Below are 24,636 nucleotides of genomic sequence, written 5' to 3' on the forward strand. Positions count from 1 at the left end.
GCGCAGGCAGCGCGCGCATCAGGCGCGCCGAACGAGCTCGATCTCTCCATCGAGCCGGCGCCCCGTCGGATGGAAGCCGAGCCTCTCGTAAAACGGCAGGGCATTGCCGGCTTCCTGGTCCATCGTCGTCAAGGAAACGCCCTGCAGGCCGACGAGGCGCGCATAGTTGCATGCGAAGTGAATCGCCTGGGTTCCATAACCGCGTCCCTGCTGCGTCCGGTCGACCATGACACGCCAGACGAAAAGACAATCGCTCTGAAAGTGTTCGCGGTCCTCCGTGTCCTCGACCAGCCGGGGATCGACCAGGGATATCAACTCGACCGCTCGTCCGCCGGCGAACAGCCCGAAGCTCAAGGTCTCTTCGAGAAACGCGACCTGGGTGATCCACTCGGGATTCGGGGCGATCAGGTGTCATTCCGTGTCGCGGACCTTCAGTGCCTGAAGGTCGTCGACGGTGACGCAGCAAAGCCGCAGAAAAGCCAGGGAAGTGTCTTGCATGAGCGTTCTCTGTCTATCTCCGTGCCACCCGGAGCGCGCGGAAGCGGGAGGTCGAGACCGATCTTCGAACCGGCCGGGAAGCTGCCGGGGTCGCGCGCCCGCTCCATCGGCACAGCGGTGGTTAGCGGCGGTTATCTGCGGCAGCCGGGCGACTGCGAGAAGCAAAGTCGCGCTCGCGGGATTGTCGGTGCAGGCAGGCTGCTGTGAACCCGTCTCTACGGCGACGAGCCAAGCGTTAAAGACTGGTGCACCATCAACTTTTAAAAGCGTTTTCTCGGTGCCATTCGAGGAAACGCGGATCGGGCCAATCCTTTGCGCGAATTGGTGGTGTCGCGCGGCCGCTTTTGTTGATGAAGGATCGCACACTGTCGATGTCATTAATCTGTCTGGAAATCAGTATCTCAAGATCGTCCGATAAACTGACCAGACCTCGGTCAAACATCCAATGCGCCGTGCCCGACAACGCAATGCCGTTGTGAACACTATCCGGACCGTCATGTTCCACTGGCTTGATGTGGGCGGCATTGACCTCAGCACGCCCACCTCCGTTGATGAATTTCAGCCCAGTAAACGCACATCGCTCATCGTAGGCGCGAAGGACAACACTCCGAAAAGCCCGATCCCGCACCGGGCGGCTAACCAAGTGCTGGAGCCGCTGCCGTTCTGGCTCAATAACAAAAGCAGATCTGTCTTCCTCGAAGCCCTCGGTTGAACCGACGGCTCCCCGACGAGGCAGCACCGGATCGGTCTGACCTAGTCCTCTCTGGAGGATGCGCAAAAAGTCCGCAGGCGATATTGGCCTGACTGCGGCTTGGGCGCGGCCGGACAGTTTACCCTGCTCATTGAGGAGACCACGCTCGATGGGGCCATCCTCGTCATTGAACGGAACCGGGTTTGCGAAGTCGAGATAGCTTCCGGACTCAATCAAAGCCAAGAAACGTCCGGGCTCCGCATTGTCCGGTATTATCTTCTCGACGCGTGCAAGTGCGAAGTATCCACGGGTCTCCCGCACCTTCTTTGGTTCCAGATACACGACCCAGTCGCCAACGGAGGTTCTCGCCCGATCGAGATACTGTTTCGGAAACTGGTATCGCTCGGATGGGCTATCGTCATAGATCGAATCGGGACGCAGCATGAAAACGCAATAACCCATGCAATAACCTTCACCCGCTCCTCGTTCCCACTCAGAGGCGCCCTAGCCTATGTTGTAGTCTATGTTTGTTGTGATGACACTCGGGGGTCCACGCGAAAACAGTCCTCGATGGCCACATACCTAATCGAAAACACGCACGGCAAACCAGTGAAGCCGGCTGCCCAGGGGAAGTCTTTGGAGAATGGCGGAGGGAGAGGGATTCGAACCCTCGGTACGCTTGCGCGCACAACGGTTTTCGAGACCGCCCCGTTCAACCACTCCGGCACCCCTCCGCAAGGGACGCGGCAGACCGGAAACGACAGGAGCCCGGGCCGCCGCGAACGGCGGGCCTTTACTAGCCCAAGCGCCGCGCCGCTTGCAAGCACGGGCTTCGCCGGCCTCCCAGAGCCTCCCAAGTACCCCGGCTTCCGCCTGGGTTGAACCTCCGGCCCCGAATTTCCCAGCATGGCGTTCCCCGGTGTTGCTATAGTCGCCCCAACCTGGAGAGACCCGACCCGGAACGATCCGCCGAAGGCACCGCAGCCATGACCCCATCCCCAAGGCCCGAACCGGCCGGCAGCACCGCTCTGCCGCCCATTCCGCTGCGCAGGGTCGGCGGCATGGCGGGCCTGCTCGAGGCCGAGCGCGGCCGCCTGAATGCGCTGATCGCCGCGGCGGAGCGCAGCTATCCGCAGGCCGTGATCGCACTGGGCGACCGGCTCTCCCGCCGCTGGCTGGAGCGCAGCGGCAACCCCTACCTGGAGGAGGTGGAGATGGTCGACCGGGCGCTCGGGCGGCCCGGCGCCTATTTCCTGAACCTCTCCTACGAGTGGGCCTGCACCTGCAGCGTCGGCCCCACCGCCGACGGCCGCGCCAGCCGCCTGACCCGGGTGCTGGACTGGCCCTTCGACGGCCTTGGGGCCCAGGTCCTCGCGGCCCGGCAGAGCGGTCCGGCCGGGGAGTGGATCAACCTCACCTGGCCCGGCTTCACCGGCTCGATCCAGGGCATGGCGCCGGGGCGCTTCGCCGCCGCCTTCAACCAGGCCCCCATGCGCCGGCGCAGCCCTTCGCGGATCATCGACTGGGGGCTCGACCGCATCGGTCTCTGGCGCCGCCGCGCCCTGCCGCCCGGCCACCTGCTGCGCCAGGTCTTCGAGCGCGCGCGCAGCTTCGCCGACGCCAAGCAGGAGCTGATCCAGAGCCCGTTGGCGATGCCGGCGATCTTCTCCCTCGTCGGGCCGGGCCCGGATGAGCAGGTGGTGATCGAACGCATCGAGCACCACGCCGTCGTTCATGAGGGCCCGCAGGTGGCCGCAAACCACTGGCTCGGCCCCCTGCCCCGGGCCCGCCCGCGCGGCGTCGATTCCGAAGGGCGGGGCCGGCTGATGCGGGCCGAGGCCGCCGAGGCCGGTGCCGATCTGGCCTGGTTGAAACCCCCGGTGCTGAATGAGACCACCCGCCTGGCGCTCTACGCCGAGCCCGCCAGCGGCCGCCTCGTGGCCCAGGGTTTCGAGGCCGCCGAAGACGGTTCAGCCGCCGCGGCCACGGCAGTGACGGAGCTCTCGGCCGCCAAGGCGGAGCCGTGACCCGAGGCAGGGCCGTGCTGGCCCTTGCCCTGCTCGGCATCCTGGCCTTCGCCGGATACCGCGGCTGGCAGGCCTGGGAACTGACCCAGCCCGGCTTCCATGCGCGGGACTGCTGGTTTCCCACCGGTATCACCGGGGGAGCCCGCTGCGGCTTCCTGGTGGTCAAGGAAAACCGCAGCGACCCGGAGAGCCGTACGATCCGCCTGCCGGTGGTGGTTTTCGAAGCGCAAAGCCACGTCCCTCGGAAGGAGCCGATCCTCTACCTGACCGGCGGCCCCGGCGCCTCCGCCTACCTGGCGGAGCGGCACCAGATCCAAGGCTGGTGGCAGGAGCGCCGCCTCTTTCCTCAGGGCCACGATCTGATTGTCATGGGCCAGCGCGGCACCGGTCTCGAGGAGCCGGACTTCGGCTGCGATGCGTTCGGGACACCGGAGGTCGGGCTCCTGGCATACAACCTGGGCACGCCACCCCCGGACATTCACGCCCTCACCATCAAAGCCGTGACGGACTGCGCGGCGCAACTCACCGAGGATGGCGTCGACCTGACCGCCTACAACAGCCGCGAGAGCGCCGCCGATGTCGCCGAGCTGCGCGAGGCGCTCGGCATCGAAGAGTGGACGCTCTACGGCATCTCCTACGGAACCCGCCTGGCGCTCAGTACGCTGCGCTACCACCCCGAAGGCGTGCGCGCCGTGGTGCTGGACTCGGTGTTCCCGCCTGAGAGCACCCAGACCGTCGACCTCGCCAAGCACTTCGACGCGGCATTGCAGCGCGTGTTCGACGACTGCGCCGCAACGCCGGCCTGCCGGGAACGCTACGGCGACCTGCGCACGGCCTACGCGGCGGCCGGGGCCTGGCTGGAGGCAAGTCCGCCGAGCTACACCCTTCGGGAGATCTTCGGCCCCGTCGAAGCGGAGTTCGCGGTGGGGACACGGCGCTACCGCTACAGGCCCGATGACGACGCGGACTGGATCGATCAGGCGATCCTCTTCGACAAGCCGACGCTGGACGAACTGCTCTTCGATGCCCTCTACAGCTCCGATGCGCGCCTCGGCATTCCACGCCTGCTGCAGCAGACTGCGCAGAGAGGCACCACCGTCCTGCGGGAGCGGTTTCGCGACTACCTGCTCTACACCATCTCCTACAGCGTACACGCGGCCGTCTACCTCTCCCACGTCTGCCACGACGAGGCGCCTTTCGAATCGCCCGAGCAGATCGCCGCCGCCGTGGCCGCGGCCGGATCCCAGGGTCACCTGATCGACCGGGCCTGGACCAGCTACCTCTGCGACCACTGGCCGGCCGGGGAGGCCGACCCGATCGAAAACACACCGGTCGCCAGCGCGGTGCCGGCCCTGCTGCTGGCCGGGGAACGCGACCCCATTACGCCGCCGGCCCTGGCGCAGTCGGCCGCCGCCCATCTCACCAACGGCCGGGCCTATGCCCTGGCGGGCGTCAGCCACGGGGTCCTCTATGAAAGCCTTTGTGCCCAACTGCTGCTGGCCCGGTTTCTGGAGACCCTGAGACCGCCGTCGCGAAGCCATTGTTCGGCAAGCGATTTCGTCGATCTCCCGAGGCGCCGCGAGGGGCCATGAGAGCTATGGGAAAGACACCGGAAAACCGCCGAAAAGGGCGTTGACAGCCCGGGCGGCGGAGCTATAGTGCGCGACCGTTAACCGCGGCCCTCTGGACCGCGGCGTTTTATGTTGACGGCCCCGGAAAACCGCGCAATTTCGCGCCTGCCGGGACGGTCCAGCCGAAGATGGGCGAGCCAGCGCAATGTTTGCAGTGATCAAGACCGGCGGCAAGCAGTACAAAGTCGCCAAGGACGACGTGATCGTCATCGAAAAGCTCGAGGGCGAGGCCGGTGCGGCCGTGTCCTTCGACTCCGTGCTTATGGTCGGCGAGGGCGCCGAGACCAAGGCCGGCGCGCCCTTCGTGGAAGGTGCCAGCGTAGCCGCCGAAGTCGTCGAGCAGACCCGTGGCGACAAGGTGCTGATCTTCAAGAAGAAGCGCCGCAAGAACCATCGCCGCCTGAACGGCCACCGCCAGGACCTGACGGTGGTGCGCATCACCGACATTCTGACCGACGGCAAGAAGGCGGCGGCCAAGGCCAAGAAGGCGGCCCCTAAGACCGAGGAAGCGCCCAAGGCGGACGAGGACGCACCCGCCAAGGAAGCGCCGGCAAAGAAGGCGACCGCAAAAAGGGCGACCGCCAAGAAGGCCGCGACGAAAAAGACCGCCACCAAGAAGACCGCCGCCAAGAAAACTGCGGCGAAGAAGAAGGAAGACTAAGCCATGGCGCATAAGAAAGCGGGCGGCAGTTCACGCAACGGCCGGGATTCAGCCGGGCGCCGGCTCGGCGTGAAGAAGTTCGGCGGCGAGGCGGTGCTGGCCGGCAACATCCTGGTGCGCCAGCGCGGCACCAAGTTCCATCCGGGCCGCAATGTCGGCATCGGCAAGGACCACACCCTCTTTGCCAAGGTCTCCGGCGCCGTCTCTTTCCAGACCAAGTCCGGCGGCCGGACCTATGTCTCCGTCGACGCGGCCGAGCAGCCGTCGCCGAGCGCTGCTGAATAACGCCGGTGGGTGTCCACCGGGGCGCCCATCTTGAGGATCTGATGCGAGGGAGATGGGCCGCCATCTCCCTTTTTTGTTGCCCCTTTCCCTCGCCCAATTTCCTTCGAGGGGGCCGACCATCGGAACGAAACCCATGAGCTGGTCCATCGAGCGCAGAGAGATTGAAACCGAGCGGCTGCTGCTGCGCCCCTTTCGCGCCGACGACGCCGAGACCGTGCAGCGCTATGCCGGCCTCTGGGACGTCGCGCGCATGACCACCCGCATTCCCTACCCCTATCCGCCGGGCTCGGCCGCCGCGTGGATCGACAGCCACGCGGCCATGGAGAAGGAAAACGGCGAGTCTGTCTTTGCCATCACCCTGGACGAAGACGTGGTCGGCGCGACCGGCCTGCACCGGGCAGAACCCAAGCAGGACCGCCCCGACACCGCGGAGATCGGCTACTGGCTGGCGCCGGCGTTCTGGGGCCGGGGTCTGGCGACGGAAACCACGCGGGCCCTGCTGGCCCATGGCTTCGCCCACCCCAAGATGAGCGCAGTGACCTCCGGCCACTTCACCGACAACCCGGCCTCCGGCCGGGTGCTCGAAAAATGCGGCTTTCAGCCGACCTCCGATGCGGAGGAGTGGAGCGTCGCGCGCCGGGACTTCGTGACCTGCCGGCGCTTCATCCTGGAGCGCGCGGACTGGCGGGCCGCCCTGGACCTGGCGTCATGAAGTTTCTCGACGAGGCCAAGGTCTTTCTGAAGAGCGGCGACGGCGGCAACGGCTGCATGTCGTTCCGCCGCGAGAAGTACGTGGAGTTTGGCGGGCCCGACGGCGGCGACGGCGGGCGCGGCGGTGACGTGGTCTTCGAGGCAGTGGGCGGCCTCAACACCCTGATCGACTTTCGCTACCGACAGCACTTCAAGGCCAAGCGTGGCGAAAACGGCAAGGGTCGCAACATGACCGGCGCCGCCGGCAAGCCCCTGGTGGTCAAGGTCCCCGTCGGCACCCAGGTGCTGGATGACGACAAGCAGACGGTGCTGGCCGACCTCACCGAAGAGGGACAGAGCGTCACCTTTCTGGAGGGTGGCGACGGCGGCTTCGGCAACGCGCGCTTCAAGTCCTCCACCAACCAGGCGCCGCGCCGTGCAGACCCGGGCTGGCCGGGGCAGGAGTGCTGGGTCTGGCTGCGCCTGAAGCTGATTGCAGACGCCGGGCTCGTCGGGCTGCCCAACGCCGGCAAGTCGACCTTTCTCTCCGTCGTCTCTCGCGCCAAGCCGAAGATCGCCGACTACCCTTTCACCACCCTGCATCCGGGTCTCGGCGTCGTCACGCTGGGCGAGGCGGACTTCGTGCTGGCCGACATCCCCGGCCTCATCGAAGGCGCCCACGAAGGCTCCGGCCTGGGCGACCGCTTCCTCGGCCACATCGAGCGCTGCGGTGTGCTGCTGCACCTGGTGGACGGGACGCAGGAGGACGCCGCCGGCGCCTATCGCACCGTGCGCCATGAACTGGAAGCCTACGGCGGCGGCCTGGCCGACAAGACCGAAGTGGTCGGCCTCAACAAGATCGACGTCCTCGCGCCGGAAGAACGGGACGTCAGAAAGGCCGAACTGGAGGCGGCCTCGGGAGCGGAGGTGCTGCTGCTCTCCGGCGCCAGCGGCGAAGGGGTCGATACCGTCCTCGCCCGCCTGCTGCAGCACATCGAAGCGGCGCGCGCCGAGCGTGGCGAAGACCGGGCGGCGGCCTACCAGCCATGAGCGCGCCCCAATCGCAGAAGCACGCAAAGGCGGTCGGCGGACAGGAGCTCGGACGGTCCCGGCGCCTGGTGGTGAAGATCGGCTCGGCCCTGCTGGTCGACCACGCGCGCGGGGCGATCCACCGCCAGTGGTTGGACGCGCTGGCCGACGACGTCGCCGAACTGATGGCGGCGGGCACCGAGGTGGTGCTGGTGTCCTCCGGCGCGATCGCGCTGGGACGCCGCCACCTGGGGCTGACCCAATCGGGCCTGAAGCTGGAAGAAAAGCAGGCCGCCGCGGCGACCGGGCAGATCCGCCTCGCCCATGCCTATCAGGAATCCCTGGCCCGCCACGACATTTCGGTGGCTCAGATCCTGCTGACCCTGGACGACACCGAGGAACGGCGGCGCCATCTCAATGCCCGCTCCACCCTGAACACGCTCTTGAAGATGCGCACCCTGCCGGTGATCAACGAGAACGACACCGTGGCCACCAGCGAGATCCGCGTCGGCGACAACGACCGCCTGGCGGCCCGGGTCGCGGCCATGCTGGGCGCCGACACCCTGGTGCTGCTGTCGGACATCGACGGACTCTACAGCGCCGACCCGCGCCAGAACCCGGAGGCGGACTTCATTCCCGAGGTGGCCGCCGTCACGCCGGAGATCGAGGCCATGGCGGGCATCGCCCCCAGCGACTATTCCAACGGCGGCATGGTGACCAAGCTCTCCGCCGCCAAGGTGGCGACAGGGGCCGGCTGCCGCATGGTGATCACCGACGGCCAGCGCCTGCACCCTCTGGCCGCCGTCATGGAGGGCGCCCGCTGCACCTGGTTCCTGGCCTCGGTAGAGCCGCGCACCGCCCGCAAGCGCTGGATCGCCGGCAGCCTGAAACCCAGCGGCAAGCTGCGCCTGGACGCCGGCGCCCTCAGCGCGCTGCGCAGCGGCAAGTCGCTGCTGCCGGCCGGCGTGACCGCCGTTGAAGGGGAGTTTCAGCGCGGCGACGCGGTGCTGGTCTGCGATCCCACGGGCCAGGAAGTGGCCCGGGGTCTGGCGGCCTACTCCGCCGCCGACGCGCGCCGTATCATCGGCCACAAGAGCCGTGAAATCGAAGCCATTCTCGGCTACCGTGGCCGCGAAGAGCTGATCCACCGGGACGACTTGGTGGTGTCGTGAAGCCGTGAGCCAGAGAGCCTGTTAGGGAGAACGAGATGATGTCCGCCGAAGCGGCGCCCCTGCACGCGGGAGAGCAGGACCAGGACCTGCAACAGCAGATGACCGCCCTTGGCCAGGCTGCGCGCGCGGCCGCTGCTGATCTGGCGCTGGCAGATCCGGAAACCAAGAACCGCGCCCTGCGGGCCGCCGCTGCGGCGATCCGCGCCCGCGCCGCGGAGATCGCCGCCGCAAACGCCGAAGACATGGCCGGCGGCCGCGAGAAGGGCCTGACCGCCGCTCTGCTGGACCGCCTGGAACTCACAGCGCCGCGCATCGAAGCCATGGCCAAGGGCCTGGAGGACATCGCCGAGCTGCCCGACCCCGTGGGCCGGGTGCTGGCCGAGTGGGAGCGGCCCAACGGCCTGAAGATCGCCCGGGTTTCTGTCCCCCTGGGCGTGATCGGCATCATCTACGAAAGCCGGCCCAACGTCACCGCCGATGCCGGCGCGCTCTGCCTGAAGTCGGGCAATGCCGCCATTCTGCGCGGCGGCTCCGAAAGCTTCCGGTCGTCCGGCGCGATCCTGGCGGCGCTGCAGCAGGGCCTGGAAGAGGCCGGCCTGCCGGCCACCGCTATTCAGCGCCTGCCCACCACCGACCGCGCCGCCGTCGGCATGCTGCTGACCATGAGCGACACCGTGGATGTCATCGTGCCCCGCGGCGGGCGCGGCCTCATCGAGCGGGTGCAGCGGGAAAGCCGGGTGCCGGTCTTTTCCCACCTCGACGGCATGGTGCACACCTATGTCCACGCGGCGGCGGACCCGGCCATGGCCCGCGACCTGGTGGTCAACGCCAAGATGCGCCGGGTCGGCATCTGCGGGGCGACGGAGACGCTGCTGGTGGACCGTGCTGCGGCGGAGAGCCAACTGGTGCCGCTGCTGGGCGCCCTGCAGGAGGCGGGCTGCGCGATCCGCGGCGACGAGGCCGCGCAGGCGGCCCTGCCCGGTGTCGTCCCGGCGACCGCCGAGGATTGGGACACCGAATACCTGGCCCCGGTCATCGCCGTGAAGGTGGTGAGCGGCCTGGACGAAGCCATCGACCACATCAACAGCCATGGCTCCCACCACACCGAAGCGATCATCACCGAAGACGAGGCAGCAGCCGCCCGTTTCATGAACGCAGTCGACGCCGGCATCGTCATGCACAACACCTCCACCCAGTTCGCCGACGGCGGCGAGTTCGGCATGGGGGCCGAGATCGGCATCTCCACCGGCAAGATGCATGCCCGCGGGCCGGTCGGGGCGGAGCAGCTGACAAGCTACAAGTACAAGGTGATCGGCAGCGGCCAGACCCGGCCCTGAGAACGAGCCCTGAGAACGAGCCCTAAGAACGAGCTCTGAGAGCAGGCCCTGAGGGCGGCCCGAGAGCCGAGGTCGGAGCCGCAGACCGGCTGCCTGCAAACAAGAAAGCGCAGTTTTCTGCGGGCCGGACCGAGCTTCTTGTTCGTTGACATACAATCTCCAGCCTCTGTAGCTTGCACATTCAGAGAGAGCGCGATATAGCCGCTCCATGCACCGTGAGGTGCGCAGAGAAGCCGCAAAGGCAGCCGCAGGAAGAACCAGGGAGAACCAGGGAGAACAGGGACCTTGGCAGCGTGAGGATGGTGGGGCCGATTTGAACAAGGGGTGATCTGGCGACGGTGGGGAAGGCGCCCTGCGCCGGGCTGTAAAAGCCCAGGCAGGTTTGGTTAACGCGGGACCGGGTCTGTCCGGCGATCTTCGATAACCCCCTTTGCAGCCTGAATCACCGCGAAAACCGGGGCCGTCCCTTCGCAAGGCGGGCCGCCCCGGGGCGCAATGACCGCCCTCTTTAAATTGATCCCAAAGTGTCCAAGCGGCCCTGGACCTTCCGTCCGGTTGCTGACAGCATGACGTCAAAGTAGAAGCTCAAGTAACAGGGAGACAAAGAATGAAGTCCAAAACAGCCTTGCTGGCCGCCGTACTGCTGGCCAGCACGAGCAGCTTTGCCACCGCTGAGACCCTTCGCTGGGCCCGCGCCGGCGACAGCCTGACCCTAGATCCCCATGCGCAGAACGAGGGCCCGACCACGGCGCTGGCGCACCAGATCATGGAATCGCTGGTGATCCGCGACATGACCGGCAAGATCGTGCCGGCACTGGCCACCGAGTGGGCGCCCAGCGAGGAAGACCCGAATGTCTGGTTCTTCAAGCTGCGGGAAGGCGTGACCTTCCACGACGGCGCGGAGTTCGACAGCGAAGACGCGGTCTTCTCCTTCAATCGTGCCATGAGCCCGGACAGCGACTTCAAGGAGCTGCTGGCGTCGGTGAAGGAAGTGCGCGCCAACGGCAAGTACGGCTTCGAGATCGTCACCGACGGCCCGAACCCGATCATGCCGTCGAATCTGACCAACCTCTTCATCATCGACAAGGACTGGGCCGAGGCGAACAACGCCGTGAAGGTGCAGGACTTCGAGGGTGGCGAGGACACCTTTGCCGCGCGCAACGCCAACGGCACCGGCCCCTACAAGCTGGTCAGCCGCGAGCCCGACGCCAAGACGGTTCTCACCATCAACGAGAACTACTGGGGCAAGGACGAGTTCCCGATGGCGGTGACGGAAATCGTCTACACCCCCATCCAGAACGCCGCGACCCGCGTGGCCGCCCTGCTCTCCGGCGAGGTCGACTTCATTCAGGACGTGCCGGTTCAGGATCTCGGCCGCGTCAGCTCGACCGACGGCCTGAAGGTCATCACCGCACCGCAGAACCGCGTCATCTTCTTCGGCATGAACCAGGGCGATGCGGACCTCAAGGCCGACGACGTGGAGGGCAAGAACCCCTTCGCCGACAAGCGCGTGCGCCAGGCGATGAACATGGCCATCAACCGCGATGCCATCAAGCAGGTGGTGATGCGCGGCCAGTCGATCCCGGCCGGCGTCGCCATGCCGCCCTTCGTCAACGGCTGGACCGAAGCCCTCGACCAGGTGCCGGCCAACGACATCGCCAAGGCCAAGGCGCTGATGGCCGACGCGGGTTACGCCGACGGCTTCTCCATCCAGCTCGACTGCCCGAACGACCGCTACATCAACGATGAGGCGATCTGCCAGGCGGCCGTGGGCATGCTGGCCCAGATCGGCGTCAACGTGCGCCTCGACGCCAAGCCCAAGGCGCAGCACTTCCCGCTGATCAACAACCTGGAAACCGACTTCTACATGCTCGGCTGGGGCGTTCCGACCTATGACTCCGAGTACATCTTCAACTTCCTGGCCCATACCAAGGGCGAGAAGTACGGTTCCTGGAACGGCACGCGCTACTCCAACCCGGACCTGGATTCCCAGATCGTGCGTCTGGCCTCCGAGACCAACCTGGACGAGCGCAACCTGATGATCGCCAACATCTGGTCGGTGGTGCAGGACGAGGTGCTCTACCTGCCGATCCATCACCAGGTGCTGAACTGGGGTATGGCGAACAAGGTCGAAACCATCGTCGCGCCGGACGACGTGGCCAAGTTCAAGTACTTCACCCTGAACTAGCAGGGCCTGACAGGCGGGAGGCCTCCAAGGAGGACCTCCCGCCGCCCCGGCCGGGTCTGCGTAGCGTGTTAGGCCTGAGCGCCACCAGCCGGTAACTGCCGCGATGCTCGCTTTCACAATCCGCCGCGTTTTCCAGTCCTTCGTCGTCCTGCTCGTGGTCGGGCTGGTCGCCTTTTCCATGTTCCGTTTCGTCGGCGACCCGATCGAGAACATGCTGGGCCAGGAACGCACCGGCGCCGACATCGAACGGCTGCGCAGCCAGCTTGGGCTCGACCAGCCCTTTCCGGTCCAGTATCTGCGCTTCCTCGAAGGCGCGGTGCAGGGCAACTTCGGCATCAGCTACCGTCAGGGCCGGCCGGTGGCGGAGATCATCGGCGAGCGCCTGCCGGCGACCCTGGAACTCGCCGGCGTCTCCGCAGTGTTGGCCATTTTCTTCGGACTTGTGCTGGGCGTCTTTACAGCGATCAGAAGGGACGGTTGGGCCGCGAACACCATCATGACGCTCTCGCTGGTCGGCGTGTCGCTGCCGACCTTCCTGATCGGCATCCTGCTGATCTACGTCTTCGCGGTGGAACTGAATGTGCTGCCCAGCTTCGGGCGCGGCGAGGTGGTCGACCTCGGCTGGTGGCGCACCGGCTTCCTGACCGAGTCCGGGCTGAAGGCGCTGATCCTGCCGTCCATCACGCTCGGGCTCTACCAGATGACCCTCATCATGCGCCTCGTGCGCTCCGAGATGCTGGAGGTGCTGCGCCAGGACTACATCCGCTTCGCCCGCGCCCGCGGCCTGAAGGAGAAGTCCGTGCTGTTCCGCCACGCGCTGAAGAACACCCTGGTGCCGGTGATCACCGTAACAGGGCTGCAGCTCGGCGCCATCATCGCCTTTGCCATCATCACGGAGACGGTCTTTCAATGGCCGGGCGTCGGCCTGCTGTTCATCAACGCCATTCAGTTCGTCGACATCCCGGTGATGGCCGCCTATCTGATGCTGATCTCCGTTCTTTTCGTGGCGATCAATCTGGTCGTCGACCTGCTCTACTTCGTGATCGATCCGCGCCTGCGCGGCGACCGCGTAACGGCGAAGGGCTGAGCCGATGACCGCACTCGCCCAGGCCTGGCGTTCCGATTTCATGTGGTCCTTCCGCCACTCTCCGGTGGCGGTGGTCTCCTTCATCGTCGTTCTGGTGCTGGTCTTCGGCGCGGTCTTTGCGCCGCTGGTCGCCCCCCACAACCCCTTCGATCCCGCCTCGCTAAACCTGATGAACGGCTTTTCCCAGCCGATGCAGCCCAACGCCTTCACCGGCGAGGTCTTCTGGCTGGGAACCGACGACCAGGGGCGCGATGTCTTTTCCACCATTCTCTACGGCATGCGCATTTCGCTCTTCGTCGGCTTCTGCGCGGTGCTCTTCGCCATGGTGCTGGGCGTCACCCTCGGGCTGATCGCGGGCTACTCCGGCGGCATGGTGAGCACTGTCATCATGCGCGTCGCCGACGTGCAGCTCACCTTTCCGGCGATCCTGGTCGCCATGCTGATCTTCGGCATCGCCAAGGGCTTCACCCCGGTCCACCTGCGCGACCAGATGGCCATCTGGGTGCTGATCCTGGCCATCGGCCTGTCGGACTGGGTGCAGTTCGCGCGCGTCGTGCGCGGCGCCACCCTGGTGGAAAAGAACAAGGAGTACGTCCAGGCCGCCCACCTCAACGGCCGCAAGGCGGTGGGGATCATGATCCGCCACATCCTGCCCAACGTGGTGAGCCCGGTGCTGGTGATCGCGACCATCAGCCTGGCCCTGGCGATCATCGCCGAGGCCACGCTCTCCTTCCTGGGTGTCGGCGCACCGCCGACCCAGCCCTCCCTCGGCACCCTGATCCGCATCGGCCAGGGCTTCCTCTTCTCCGGCGAGTGGTGGATCCTGTTCTTTCCTGCGGTCACCCTTCTCGCCCTGGCGCTTTCGGTGAACCTGTTGGGCGACTGGCTGCGCGACGTGCTGAATCCGAGGCTGCGCTGATGGCGCAACCCGTGCTCAGCGTGCGCGACCTGGTGGTCGAGATCCCGACCCGCTATGCCGTGCTGCGCCCGGTCGATGCCGTCAGTTTTGACATCGCGCCCGGCGAAATCCTGGGTGTCGTCGGCGAAAGCGGCGCCGGCAAGTCCATGACCGGCAACGCGGTGATCGGCCTGCTCGACCGCCCGGCCCACATCGCAAGCGGCGAGATCTGGCTGAACGGCCAGCGTGTCGACAACCTGCGCAGGGACCAGATCCGCAGCGTCCGGGGCAAGGAGATCGGCATGGTCTTCCAGGACCCGCTGACCTCCCTCAATCCGCTGCTGCCCATCGGCGAGCAACTCACCGAGACCATCCTGGAGCATCTGCCGGTCAGCAAGCAGGAGGCAGAGGACCGCGCCGTCGCCGCCCTGGAGGAGGTCGGCATTCCCGCCGCCGCAGCGCGCATCAACAGCTACCCGCACGAGTTTTCCGGCGGCATGCGCCAGCGTGTGGTCATCGCCCTCGCGCTCTGCGCCGAACCCTCACTGGTGATTGCCGACGAGCCGACCACGGCGCTCGACGTCTCGGTGCAGGCGCAGATCATCGCGCTCCTGAAGCAGCTCTGCCGGGAGCGCGGCACCGCGGTGATGCTGGTGACCCACGACATGGGCGTGATCGCCGAGGCCGTCGACCGGGTGGCGGTGATGTACGCGGGGCGCCTTGCGGAACTGGGACCGGTGCGCGAGGTGCTGACCCGCCCGGCCCATCCCTATACCCGCGGTCTGATGGCCTCGACACCGCTGGCCTCCAAGGGCCATAAGCGCCTGAACCAGATCCCCGGCGCCATGCCGCCGCTGGCCCGCCTGCCGGATGGCTGCGCCTTTCATCCACGCTGTCCCGAGGTTCAGGACAAGTGCCTGAGCGACCCCGGCCCGACCCTTAGCGGTTGCGGCGGGCGCGCCGCCTGTTGGTTCGCGACGGAGGAGGTGGCATGAGCGCGCTGGTCGCGGTCAAGAACCTGACCCGGATCTTCGACGTCTCGAAGCCCTGGCTGAACCGGCTGCTGGAAGGCAAGCCCAAGGCCTTTCTGCATGCGGTTTCGGACGTCAGCTTCGAGATCGAGGAGCGCAGCGTCTACGCCCTGGTGGGCGAGAGCGGATCGGGCAAGTCGACCATCGGCAAGATGGTCGTGCGCCTCCTGGCGCCGTCGGACGGCGTCATCGAGATCGAAGGCGTCGACCTCTTCCGCGAAGCGGACCAGGTGCGCGTCGAGAAGATCCGCACCGACATCCAGATGGTCTTCCAGGACCCCTATGCCAGCCTCAATCCGCGCTGGCGGGTGCGCGACATCATCGCCGAGCCGGTCACCGCCCGCGGCGGCAAGGCCGACGGCCTGGCGGAGCGGCTGCTGGAACAGGTGGGCCTGGCCGCCAGCGATGCCAGCAAGTACCCGCACGAGTTCTCCGGCGGACAGCGCCAGCGCATCTGCGTCGCCCGGGCGCTGGCTTCGGAGCCCAAGCTGATCGTCTGCGACGAGCCGACCTCGGCGCTCGACGTCTCGGTGCAGGCCCAGGTGCTGAACCTGATGAGCGACCTCAAGGAGGAGTTCGGCCTCACCTACCTCTTCATCAGCCACGACCTGACGGTGGTCGAGCACATGGCCGACCGCATCGGCGTGCTCTACCTGGGCCGGCTGGTGGAAGAAGCGCCCCGCGACGCGCTCTTTGAAAGCCCAAAGCATCCCTACACCCAGATGCTCTTTGCCGCGGCGCCCAAGCTGGACGGCTTCGGCCGCGAGGTGGCGCCGCCCAAGGGCGAGATTCCTGACCCGATCAATCCGCCCACAGGTTGCGCCTACCACCCGCGCTGCCCCTTCGCCATCGACCGCTGCACCCAGGAGCGGCCGGAAATGCGCCAACTCGGCCAGAACCGGGTCGCCTGCCACGTTGCTGAATGAGCGTCGGTCGGGCCCGCAGCGCGCCGCTGACCCCCGCCGCCCTGGGCGCCGCCCTGGACGGCCAGGTACCGCCTGCGGGGGCGCGGATCGGCCTTCTCGGCGGCTCCTTCAACCCTGCCCATGAGGGGCATCTGGAGATCAGCCGCGAGGCCCTGAAGCGCCTGGGGCTCGACCGGGTCTGGTGGCTGGTCTCGCCGCAGAACCCCCTGAAACCGCGTCACGGCATGGCCCCCATGGCCGAGCGGCTGGCCAGTGCCCGCGCGCTGGCGCGGGACCCCAGAATCCTGCCCACCGGGCTCGAGGACAGGCTCGGCACCACCTACACCGCCGATACCCTCAGGGCCCTGGCGGGCCTGCTGCCCCGGGTGCGCCTGGTCTGGCTGATGGGTGCAGATAACTTGATTCAAGTTCATCATTGGCAGGACTGGCAGCAAATCTTTAACACCGTAGCCGTTGCGGTTTTTGACCGCCCCTCCTATGCTTTCAGGGCGTTGTCTGGAAGAGCAGCGCTTTCCTTTGCCCGGTACCGTCTCCACGAAGGTTCGGCGAGGCGCCTGGCGGAGGAGCGGCCGCCGGCTTGGGTATTCATTCGATGCCGCTTGAACCCCCAATCAGCGACCGACATCCGGGCAGCGAGCGACCGCCAAGGCCGCGCGGCCGGACCGCAAGACCCGGCAGCGGCGCCTGGCAGAAGTGCAAACAGACAGGAGATGTAACGTCATACTGCACGATACCGGGGCCCTAGAGGCCGACAAGCAGGACGCCCTCGCCCGGAGCCGGCACCTGCTGGACTTGGTCCGGTCCTCCCTGGAGGACGACAAGGCTGACGACATGGTCGTCATCGATCTCGCCGAAAAATCCAGCATCGCAGATTTCATGGTCATCGCCAGCGGCCGCTCGCAGCGGCAGGTGGGCGCGATGGCCGAGCATCTGCGCGAAAAGCTGAAGGCCGCAGGCGTTCACGGCGTTGCCGTGGAGGGCCTGGAGCGCAGCGACTGGGTGCTGATCGACAGCGGCGATGTCATCGTTCATCTGTTCCGCCCGGAAGTCCGGGAGTTCTACAATCTCGAGAAGATGTGGGGCGTGGATCTGCATCCGGCGGAAGGAGAAGCGGGCGTGACGGTCGGCTCCGCCTGACCCAAGCGGCCCCCAGAAACGCCCCCCGGAACGCATCGCATGTGCGGCAGGGCGGCAGGTAGACGCCGGCCCTGGTCAATCGGGCGTTTATGCCGGCACCGGTGGCACGGTGCCGGAAGACTGAAATGCGGACGGCTAGGGTGCGGAAATGCGGATTACGCTGACGGCCGTCGGCAAGGCCAAGACCGGCGTCACGAAAGAACTCTTCGAGCACTACAGCGCGCGGCTGCGCTGGAAACTGACCCTGAAGGAGGTGGAGGAACGCCGCCCCCTGACACCGGACCTGTTGCGCGAACAGGAAGGCGAACTGCTGCTGGCGGCCTTACCCCGCGGCGCCAAGGTGATCGCCCTCGACGAACGCGGGAAAGACTTCAGCAGCGCCGAGTTCGCCGGTCTGCTCGGCCGTTGGCAGGACGATGGCGTGCAGGATCTGGCCTTCATGATCGGTGGCGCCGAGGGGCTTTCGGAGACCGCCCGCCAGGCCGCCGACGTCATTCTCCGCTTGGGCCGGCTGACCTGGCCCCATATGCTGGTCCGCGGCCTTCTGGCGGAGCAGTTGTTTCGCGCCGAGAGCATTCTCTCCGGCCACCCCTATCACCGGGCCTAGGGTTTACGGGGCCTAAGAGTTATAGGGCCTGGGGTTTACGGGGCCTAGGATTTACGGGGCCTAGGATTTACAGGACCTGAGACCGGCCCATATGTGCAGACGTGATACAACGACGGCCGCATCGAGACGAACTGGGTAGACCGACATGACCGAAACCGCCGACCGAGCCGGACCACCCAAGCGCGTGACGCCAAAACCGGTGGTCCTTTGCATCCTGGACGGCTGGGGCCACCGTACGAGCTGCGAGAACAACGCCATCTGCGAAGGGCCGACGCCGAACCTGGACCGCATGCTCAAGGAGCTGCCGAATGCGCTGGTCGACGCCTCCGAAGGGGAGGTCGGCCTGCCGTCGGGCCAGATGGGCAACTCCGAGGTCGGCCACATGAACCTGGGCGCAGGACGGGTGGTGATGCAGGACCTGCCGCGCATCGACGCCGCCATCGCCGACGGCTCCTTCGCCGAGATGCAGCCGCTGCGGGACGCCATCGCCGCCCTGAAGCAGTCCGGCGGTACCGCCCACGTGATGGGCCTGATGTCGCCCGGCGGCGTGCACTCCCACCAGGATCAGATCGCAACGCTGGCCGAGGTTCTGGCCAGGGCCGGCATCCCGGTTGCCGTGCATGCCTTCCTGGACGGCCGCGACACGCCACCGCGCAGCGCAACGGACTTCCTCAAGGCCTTTCAGGCCAAGGCACCCAATGCCCCGATCGCCACGGTCTCCGGCCGCTACTATGCCATGGACCGCGACAAGCGCTGGGCGCGGGTCGAGAAGGCCTACCGCGCCCTGATGCAGGCGGAAGGGGAGCGTGCCGGCGATGCCCTGCAGGCGGTGGAGCAAAGCTATGGGGCGGACACCAACGACGAATTCGTGCTGCCGACGGTCGTCGGCGATTACCCGGGTATGGCCGATGGCGACGGCATCTTCATGGCCAACTTCCGCGCCGACCGGGCCCGCGAAATCCTGACCGCCCTGCTGGACCCGGCCTTCGACGGCTTCCAGCGCGAGAAGCAGGCGACCTTCGCCTGCGCCCTGGGGATGGTGGAGTACTCGGCCCAACTGAATGACTTCCTCACAACCCTGTTCCCGCCGGAGGACCTGGCCGAAACCCTGGGCGAGGTCGTGTCCAGGTCTGGCAAGCGGCAGCTGCGCATCGCCGAGACCGAGAAGTACGCCCACGTCACCTTCTTCTTCAACGGCGGCCGCGAGGACGTCTTCGAGGGGGAGGAGCGCATCCTGGTGCCCTCGCCCGACGTGGCTACCTATGACCTGAAGCCGGAGATGTCGGCGCCGGAGGTCACCGACGAGCTGGTCGAGGCCATCGGCGCCGGCCGCTTCGACCTGGTGGTGGTGAACTACGCCAACGGCGACATGGTCGGGCACACCGGCGATCTCGCCGCCGCGATGAAGGCGGTTGCCTGTGTCGATACCTGTGTCGGCCGCCTGGCCGAGGCGGTGGAGAAGGCCGGCGGCTGCATCCTGCTGACGGCCGACCACGGCAACGCCGAGCAGATGACCGACGAGAAAACCGGCCAGGCCCATACCGCCCACACCATGAACAAGGTGCCGCTGCTGCTGATCGCCGGCCCGGACCGGGTTACGGGACTGAGCGACGGGCGCCTCGCCGACATCGCGCCGACCGTGCTGGATCTCATGGCGCTGCCGCGCCCGGCCGTGATGACCGGCCGCAGCCTGATCAAGCCGGCGCTGACCCGCGGCGAGGCGGCAGAGTAACCTTGCCTTTCCAGGTCCTCCGAGCCGACAGGGCCGGGTATCGGCGGCGCTCCCTTCCGGGCGCCTGCCTGCCGTCCCTCGCAGCGGTTCTGGCCCCCGTAACAGTTCTGGCCCTCGTAGCGGTTCTCGCGGGGCCACCGGCCGCGGCCCAACAGCCCGCCGCCGACCTGCAGGCCCTGGAGCGCGCGATCAAGGAAGACCGCGCCCGGGCCGAAGCCTTGTCCCGCGAAACCAGGGCCCTGGCCGAGGAGATCGACGCGCTGCGCCAGCAGGCCATTGCCGCGGCGGCCCGCGCCCAGGACCTGGAGAGCGAGATCGCTGCCGCCGAGCGGGAACTGGCAAGCCTCGACGCCGAGGAGGCTGCGAAATCAGCCGACCTTGCGACCCGCCGCGACCAGTTGGAACGCACCCTGGGCGCGCTCCAGCGCCTTGCGCTGCAGCCCCCCGAGGCGGCCCTGACCCGCGCCGAGCAGCCGCTGGACAGCGCCCGGGCCGCAATGCTTCTGCGCGTCGCCGTACCGGCCCTGGAAGCCCGCGCGGAGACCCTGCGCGCGGAACTGGGCGATCTCGCGGTCCTGCGGACCCGCATCGCCATCAAGCGCGACGACCTGCAGACCGCCCAGGGCGCCCTGTCGATCGAGGGCGAGCGTCTGACCGCCCTGCTGGCCCGCAAGGGCGCCCTGCAGGAGCGCCGGGAGAGCGAGCGCCAGGAAACCGACAGGCGCCTCGCCCGTCTGGCCCGGGAGGCCGGCGATCTGCGCGAACTGATGGCGCAGTTGGAGGCAGAAGCGGAAGAACAGCGCCGCCTGGAAGAGCAGCGGCGGCTGGCGGAGGAGCGGCGCCTGGCCGAGGAGCGCCGTCTGGCCGAAGAACGGCGTCTGGCGGAGGAGCGCCGGCTGGCCGAGGAGCGCCGCCTGGCCGAGGCGGAGCGCCGCGCCGCCGAGGAAAAGCGCCGGGCCGAAACCGCGCGCCGCGAAGCCGCCGAAGCCAGGGCCAGAGCCGATGCGGCCGCACGCGCCCAGCAGACCGCCCGCCTGGCCCCGCCGCGCAGCCTGCGGCCCTTCCCCAGCGACGGCGGCAGCCTGAGCATGCCCATGCGCGGCGAAATCGTGCGGCTTTATGGCCACAAGAGTTCAACAGATGGTGAAATTGCCAGGGGGATCACCATTCAGGGCCGCCCGGGGGCGCAGATTGTCGCGCCCTTCGACGGCCGAATCGCCTATGCCGGGGAATTCCGCGGTTATGGCCAAATCTTGATCATCGACCACGGCGAGCGATATCATAGCATACTTGCCGGTCTCGATCGTATCGATGCCGTGGTCGGACAGTGGGTTCTGGCAGGCGAGCCGGTGGCACAGATGAGCGACCTGGCGGGCCGTAATCCGGAGCTTTATTTGGAACTTCGCCGCACCGGGCAGGCTATAAATCCCCTGCCCTGGCTGGCGACCAAAGATGACAAGGTGCGAGGTTAATGCGCAAATTCCAGATTACGGCACTTGCGGCCGCATTACTCATTGTCCTGCCTACGGTTTCCATCGCCCAGGAAGACCGTTCGGACACCTATCGGCAGTTGAAGCTGTTCAGCGACGTTTTCGAGCGGGTGCGCGCGGACTACGTCGAGGAGGTGACCGATGAGCAGCTGATCGAGTATGCCATTCAGGGCATGCTCTCCACGCTCGACCCACATTCGAGCTACCTGAACGCTGATTCCTTCGGCGACATGCGGGTGCAGACCAAGGGCGAGTTCGGCGGGCTGGGCATTGAGGTGACCATGGAGAACGGCTTCGTCAAGGTGGTTTCGCCGATCGACGACACGCCCGCGCACCGCGCCGGCGTTCAGCCCGGTGACTTCATCACCCATCTCGATGGTGAGCCCATCCTCGGCCTGACCCTCAACGAGGCGGTCGACAAGATGCGCGGGCCGGTCAACACCGATCTGGAACTGACGATCCGCCGCGAAGGCTCCGAGCCTTTCGATCTCACCATCACCCGCGACATCATCAGAATCCGCTCCGTGCGCAGCCGCGTCGAGGACAACGTCGGCTACATCCGCATCACCACCTTCAACCAGCAGACCACGCCGGGCCTGAAGACGGCGATCGAAGAGATCAAGGCGGAACTCGGCAGCGATCTGCAGGGCTATGTGATCGACCTGCGCAACAACCCGGGCGGGCTGCTGGATCAGGCCATCGACGTCTCCGACGCCTTCATCAATCAGGGCGAGATCGTTTCGACGCGCGGACGCATCGTCGATGATTCCCAGCGCTTCAACGCCAAGGACGGTGACATGGCCGAGGGCCTGCCGATGGTGGTGCTGATCAACGGCGGCTCGGCTTCCGCTTCCGAGATCGTGGCCGGAGCGCTGCAGGACCACCGCCGGGCGATCATCATGGGCACGCGCTCCTTTGGAAAGGGCTCGGTCCAGACCATCATTCCTCTCGGCCTCGACGGCGCCATGCGCCTGACGACGGCGCGCTACTTCACGCCCTCCGGACGGTCCATTCAGGCGCTCGGCATCGACCCGGACATCGTCGTCGAACCGGCCACCATCGAAACCGAGGAAAACAACGGGCCTGGGCGGCGCGAGGCAGACCTGCGCGGCGCCCTGGGCAATCCCAATGGCGACAACGGGCTTGACGAGAGCGGGCTCGGCGAAGAAGCGCCCGAGGGTGCAGAAGGAGACCAGCCGGAAGTCCACGCGCTCTCCGAAGCGGCGGAGCAGGACTATCAGCTGGCCCGCGCCATCGACCTCCTTCGCGGTCTGGCCCTTTACAACCAGCGTGTCGTAAACTAGCGAGAGGATACGAACGCTGATTCGGCGCAGGGGGTGCCGGAGAGCGGGCCGCCATAGGAGCCCGGAATCGAAGCATGACGAGTCGTCCTGGGACAGCTCGCTGGCGACAGCGCCGCGCGTGGGTTGACCGCGCGCGGCCTGCGGCACGGTAGCGGCAACCGTCTTGCCTAGACTCCCGACCGGTTCCCTGCTGCTGGCCGGCGCCTGGCTGCTGGTGCTCGGCGCCCTGGGCGCCGCCGTGGCATACGCCCTGCTCACCTCTCCGCCACCCTCGGCCGATCCGGTCCAGGTCGCGCTTCCGCCACCCCCTCCACCCCTGATCGTCGCGCTGGAGCCGCCGGCGGAGGGGCCGCCCGCGGCCCCCGAAGAAGTCGCGAATGACCCCACTGGGGAGAGGGGCACCGAAGGGTCCGGCAGTCCGGACGCAGAAGCCGAACCCGCCGGCGCCGCCGAGACCCCGGCAGCGCCCGACCCTGCACCTTCCGAGGCGCCGGCCACAGAGTCCGCCACCGACGAAACGGCGGCTGCTGAAGACACGGCGCCCGAGATATCCGAACCGGAGACACCCGAGCCGGAAACACCAGCGTCGGGGACACCAGCGTCGGGGACACCGGAGCCGGCCGAGCCATCCCAGCAGGCCAGTATCCCTGAAGAAGCCGGTATCCCTGAAGAAACCAGCATCCCTGAAGAAGATCGTGCCCCCGAAGAGGACGGCAGCCCGGACGAGGGCGGTGCGCCCCTGGGCAGCGGCGACGCGGCCAGCGTCGCCCTGCCGCAGCCCAAGCCGGCCGCTCCTGCAGCGCTGACCGAAAGCGATCTGGCCGCAACACCAAACCCACCAGGGTCGGATCAGGCGGCCGCGCTGCCGGAAGCAGAAGCCGACGTCCCACAAAGCGTCAGCGTGCCTATTATCCCCCCGGCGCCGGAAGACCTGCCGTACTGGGAGCGCTTTCGCCAGCCCTTCAACACAGAGGATCAGCGGCCGCGGATCGCCGTCGTGCTGACCGGGCTCGGGCTTTCCGACAGCGCCACCCAGGCGGCCATCGACAACCTGCCGCCCGCCATCACCCTCTCCTTCAGTCCCTACGCCCGCGGGCTGGAACGCTGGATTGCGCTGGCGCGGGCGCGCGGCCACGAGGTGATGATCGATCTGCCGATGGAGCCGGCAAGCTTTCCGAACGACGATCCCGGTCCGCAGGCCCTGCTCACCAGCCTCAGCACAGAGGACAACCTCGACCGTCTGGACTGGGTGCTGAGCCGCGGCAGCGCCTATGTCGGCGTGGCCGGTGCCATGGGCTCGCGCTTCACCGCGTCGCGCACGCACATGGAAGTCCTTCTCCAGGAGCTGAAATCGCGCGGACTTATCTTCCTCGACAACCGCACCACCGAACGCTCGGTGGCCCCGGCGGTGGCCGCGGAGATCGGCCTGAAGAGCGCCTTCAACAACCGCTCCATCGACGAACGCCAGGCCAGCCGCGTGGCCATCGATGCGCGGCTGGCGCAGATCGAGCGCATCGCGCTTTCCGAAGGATCGGCTGTGGCCATGGCCCAGCCCTACCCCGTCACCCTGCAACGCCTCGCCGACTGGTCGACCGAGATCACGGCCCGGGGCATGGTGATCGCGCCGATCTCCGCCCTGGTGGGCCGGCAGGAGAGCCGCTGATGCTGAGCGCGAAGAAGATTGCCAAGCTGCCCTACCGCCCCTGCGTCGGCATCCTGCTTTTGAACACCGAGAACCGCGTCTTCGTCGCCCGGCGGATCGACGCGAAGAAGGACAACCCGCTGGCCTGGCAGATGCCCCAGGGCGGCATCGACAAGGGGGAAGACCCGGAGGCGGCGGCGCGGCGGGAACTGCACGAGGAGATCGGCACAGACAATGTGACGGTGCTCGCCGAGAGCCGGGACTGGCTGCGCTACGACTTTCCGCCGGCGCTCATCGAGCGGGTGCGCGGCGGGCGCTACCGCGGGCAGGAACAGAAGTGGTTCGCCATGCGCTTCCTCGGCGCCGACAGCGAGATCAACCTGGAAACCGAGCACCCGGAATTCAGCGACTGGCGCTGGGAAGACTTCCACCGCCTGCCGGACCTCACCATCGCCTTCAAGCGCGACACCTATCAGGCCGTGCTGCGGGAGTTCGCGCATCTTGTCCCGTGAGGCGCGGTCGCCCGCCCTCGGCGACCAAAGACCGTGAAACCCTTAAGGTCTGAGTGACCGA

At 67.2% G+C, this 24,636-nt stretch carries 22 protein-coding genes, 1 tRNA gene and 1 pseudogene; 21 read left to right on the forward strand and 3 right to left on the reverse strand.

Going from position 1 to position 24,636, the window contains the following annotated elements; all coding sequences use genetic code 11:
* Positions 1-18 precede the first annotated feature (18 nt).
* The 3 genes from ACO06P_RS12235 to ACO06P_RS12245 form a co-directional block, all read right to left on the reverse strand.
* Positions 19-354 carry a GNAT family N-acetyltransferase gene (locus ACO06P_RS12235; protein WP_420345527.1) on the reverse strand — a complete coding sequence of 112 codons (336 nt, stop codon included), beginning with the start codon at positions 352-354 and terminating at the stop codon, positions 19-21.
* A gap of 397 nt (positions 355-751) precedes the next feature.
* Positions 752-1,651, reverse strand: a complete 900-nt coding sequence (locus tag ACO06P_RS12240; RefSeq protein WP_420345528.1) for an HNH endonuclease — start codon at positions 1,649-1,651, stop codon at positions 752-754.
* A gap of 182 nt (positions 1,652-1,833) precedes the next feature.
* A tRNA-Ser gene (locus ACO06P_RS12245) sits at positions 1,834-1,923 on the reverse strand.
* Between the two features lie 252 nt (positions 1,924-2,175).
* Here ACO06P_RS12245 and ACO06P_RS12250 point away from each other — a divergent pair.
* From ACO06P_RS12250 to ACO06P_RS12350, 21 genes and pseudogenes are all read left to right on the forward strand, one after another.
* A complete protein-coding gene (locus ACO06P_RS12250; RefSeq protein ID WP_420345529.1) occupies positions 2,176-3,216 on the forward strand; it encodes a hypothetical protein in 1,041 nt (346 codons plus the stop codon).
* Positions 3,213-4,808, forward strand: coding sequence for an alpha/beta fold hydrolase (locus tag ACO06P_RS12255; protein WP_420345530.1), 1,596 nt, complete (start codon positions 3,213-3,215; stop codon positions 4,806-4,808). Before ACO06P_RS12250 ends, ACO06P_RS12255 begins: the two co-directional genes overlap by 4 nt.
* 184 nt (positions 4,809-4,992) lie before the next feature.
* A pseudogene (gene rplU, locus ACO06P_RS12260) lies at positions 4,993-5,295 on the forward strand (50S ribosomal protein L21); the annotation flags it as partial.
* A gap of 216 nt (positions 5,296-5,511) precedes the next feature.
* The gene (rpmA, locus tag ACO06P_RS12265) at positions 5,512-5,793 is read left to right on the forward strand and encodes a 50S ribosomal protein L27 (protein WP_299393550.1); all 282 of its coding nucleotides are present in this window, start codon (positions 5,512-5,514) and stop codon (positions 5,791-5,793) included.
* 133 nt (positions 5,794-5,926) lie between these two features.
* The gene (locus tag ACO06P_RS12270; RefSeq protein WP_420345531.1) at positions 5,927-6,505 is read left to right on the forward strand and encodes a GNAT family N-acetyltransferase; all 579 of its coding nucleotides are present in this window, start codon (positions 5,927-5,929) and stop codon (positions 6,503-6,505) included.
* Positions 6,502-7,533, forward strand: a complete 1,032-nt coding sequence (obgE, locus tag ACO06P_RS12275; RefSeq protein WP_420345532.1) for a GTPase ObgE — start codon at positions 6,502-6,504, stop codon at positions 7,531-7,533. The genes ACO06P_RS12270 and obgE overlap by 4 nt, the downstream gene beginning before the upstream one ends.
* Entirely contained in the window at positions 7,530-8,684 is a 1,155-nt protein-coding gene (gene proB, locus ACO06P_RS12280) for a glutamate 5-kinase (protein ID WP_420345533.1), read from the forward strand. The genes obgE and proB overlap by 4 nt, the downstream gene beginning before the upstream one ends.
* Before the next feature lie 98 nt (positions 8,685-8,782).
* Positions 8,783-10,021, forward strand: coding sequence for a glutamate-5-semialdehyde dehydrogenase (locus ACO06P_RS12285; RefSeq protein ID WP_420349628.1), 1,239 nt, complete (start codon positions 8,783-8,785; stop codon positions 10,019-10,021).
* Between the two features lie 607 nt (positions 10,022-10,628).
* Entirely contained in the window at positions 10,629-12,209 is a 1,581-nt protein-coding gene (locus ACO06P_RS12290) for an ABC transporter substrate-binding protein (RefSeq protein ID WP_420345534.1), read from the forward strand.
* 103 nt (positions 12,210-12,312) lie between these two features.
* Positions 12,313-13,296 carry an ABC transporter permease gene (locus ACO06P_RS12295; protein ID WP_420345535.1) on the forward strand — a complete coding sequence of 328 codons (984 nt, stop codon included), beginning with the start codon at positions 12,313-12,315 and terminating at the stop codon, positions 13,294-13,296.
* A 4-nt stretch (positions 13,297-13,300) separates the two neighbouring features.
* The gene (locus ACO06P_RS12300) at positions 13,301-14,215 is read left to right on the forward strand and encodes an ABC transporter permease (RefSeq protein ID WP_420345536.1); all 915 of its coding nucleotides are present in this window, start codon (positions 13,301-13,303) and stop codon (positions 14,213-14,215) included.
* Positions 14,215-15,189 (forward strand): ABC transporter ATP-binding protein, encoded by a 975-nt coding sequence (locus ACO06P_RS12305; RefSeq protein ID WP_420345537.1) that lies wholly within the window; start codon positions 14,215-14,217, stop codon positions 15,187-15,189. The genes ACO06P_RS12300 and ACO06P_RS12305 overlap by 1 nt, the downstream gene beginning before the upstream one ends.
* Entirely contained in the window at positions 15,186-16,151 is a 966-nt protein-coding gene (locus ACO06P_RS12310; RefSeq protein ID WP_420345538.1) for an ABC transporter ATP-binding protein, read from the forward strand. Before ACO06P_RS12305 ends, ACO06P_RS12310 begins: the two co-directional genes overlap by 4 nt.
* Positions 16,148-16,867: a nicotinate-nucleotide adenylyltransferase gene (locus ACO06P_RS12315; protein WP_420345539.1), complete on the forward strand. Its 720-nt coding sequence runs from the start codon at positions 16,148-16,150 to the stop codon at positions 16,865-16,867. The genes ACO06P_RS12310 and ACO06P_RS12315 overlap by 4 nt, the downstream gene beginning before the upstream one ends.
* Before the next feature lie 115 nt (positions 16,868-16,982).
* Complete coding sequence (gene rsfS / locus ACO06P_RS12320; RefSeq protein ID WP_420349629.1) at positions 16,983-17,288, forward strand: ribosome silencing factor; 306 nt, start codon at positions 16,983-16,985, stop codon at positions 17,286-17,288.
* Between the two features lie 148 nt (positions 17,289-17,436).
* The gene (rlmH, locus tag ACO06P_RS12325) at positions 17,437-17,895 is read left to right on the forward strand and encodes a 23S rRNA (pseudouridine(1915)-N(3))-methyltransferase RlmH (protein ID WP_420345540.1); all 459 of its coding nucleotides are present in this window, start codon (positions 17,437-17,439) and stop codon (positions 17,893-17,895) included.
* A 145-nt stretch (positions 17,896-18,040) separates the two neighbouring features.
* Positions 18,041-19,627 (forward strand): 2,3-bisphosphoglycerate-independent phosphoglycerate mutase, encoded by a 1,587-nt coding sequence (gene gpmI / locus ACO06P_RS12330; protein WP_420345541.1) that lies wholly within the window; start codon positions 18,041-18,043, stop codon positions 19,625-19,627.
* Positions 19,628-19,629: 2 nt separating this feature from the next.
* On the forward strand, positions 19,630-21,099 hold the full coding sequence (locus ACO06P_RS12335; RefSeq protein WP_420345542.1) for a murein hydrolase activator EnvC family protein: 1,470 nt from the start codon (positions 19,630-19,632) through the stop codon (positions 21,097-21,099).
* Positions 21,099-22,421: a S41 family peptidase gene (locus ACO06P_RS12340; RefSeq protein ID WP_420345543.1), complete on the forward strand. Its 1,323-nt coding sequence runs from the start codon at positions 21,099-21,101 to the stop codon at positions 22,419-22,421. Before ACO06P_RS12335 ends, ACO06P_RS12340 begins: the two co-directional genes overlap by 1 nt.
* A gap of 163 nt (positions 22,422-22,584) precedes the next feature.
* A complete protein-coding gene (locus ACO06P_RS12345; protein WP_420345544.1) occupies positions 22,585-24,084 on the forward strand; it encodes a divergent polysaccharide deacetylase family protein in 1,500 nt (499 codons plus the stop codon).
* Positions 24,084-24,575, forward strand: a complete 492-nt coding sequence (locus tag ACO06P_RS12350; protein WP_420345545.1) for an RNA pyrophosphohydrolase — start codon at positions 24,084-24,086, stop codon at positions 24,573-24,575. Before ACO06P_RS12345 ends, ACO06P_RS12350 begins: the two co-directional genes overlap by 1 nt.
* Positions 24,576-24,636 lie beyond the last annotated feature (61 nt).

Source organism: Pelagibius sp., from assembly GCF_965227505.1.
GTDB lineage: Bacteria > Pseudomonadota > Alphaproteobacteria > Kiloniellales > Kiloniellaceae > Pelagibius.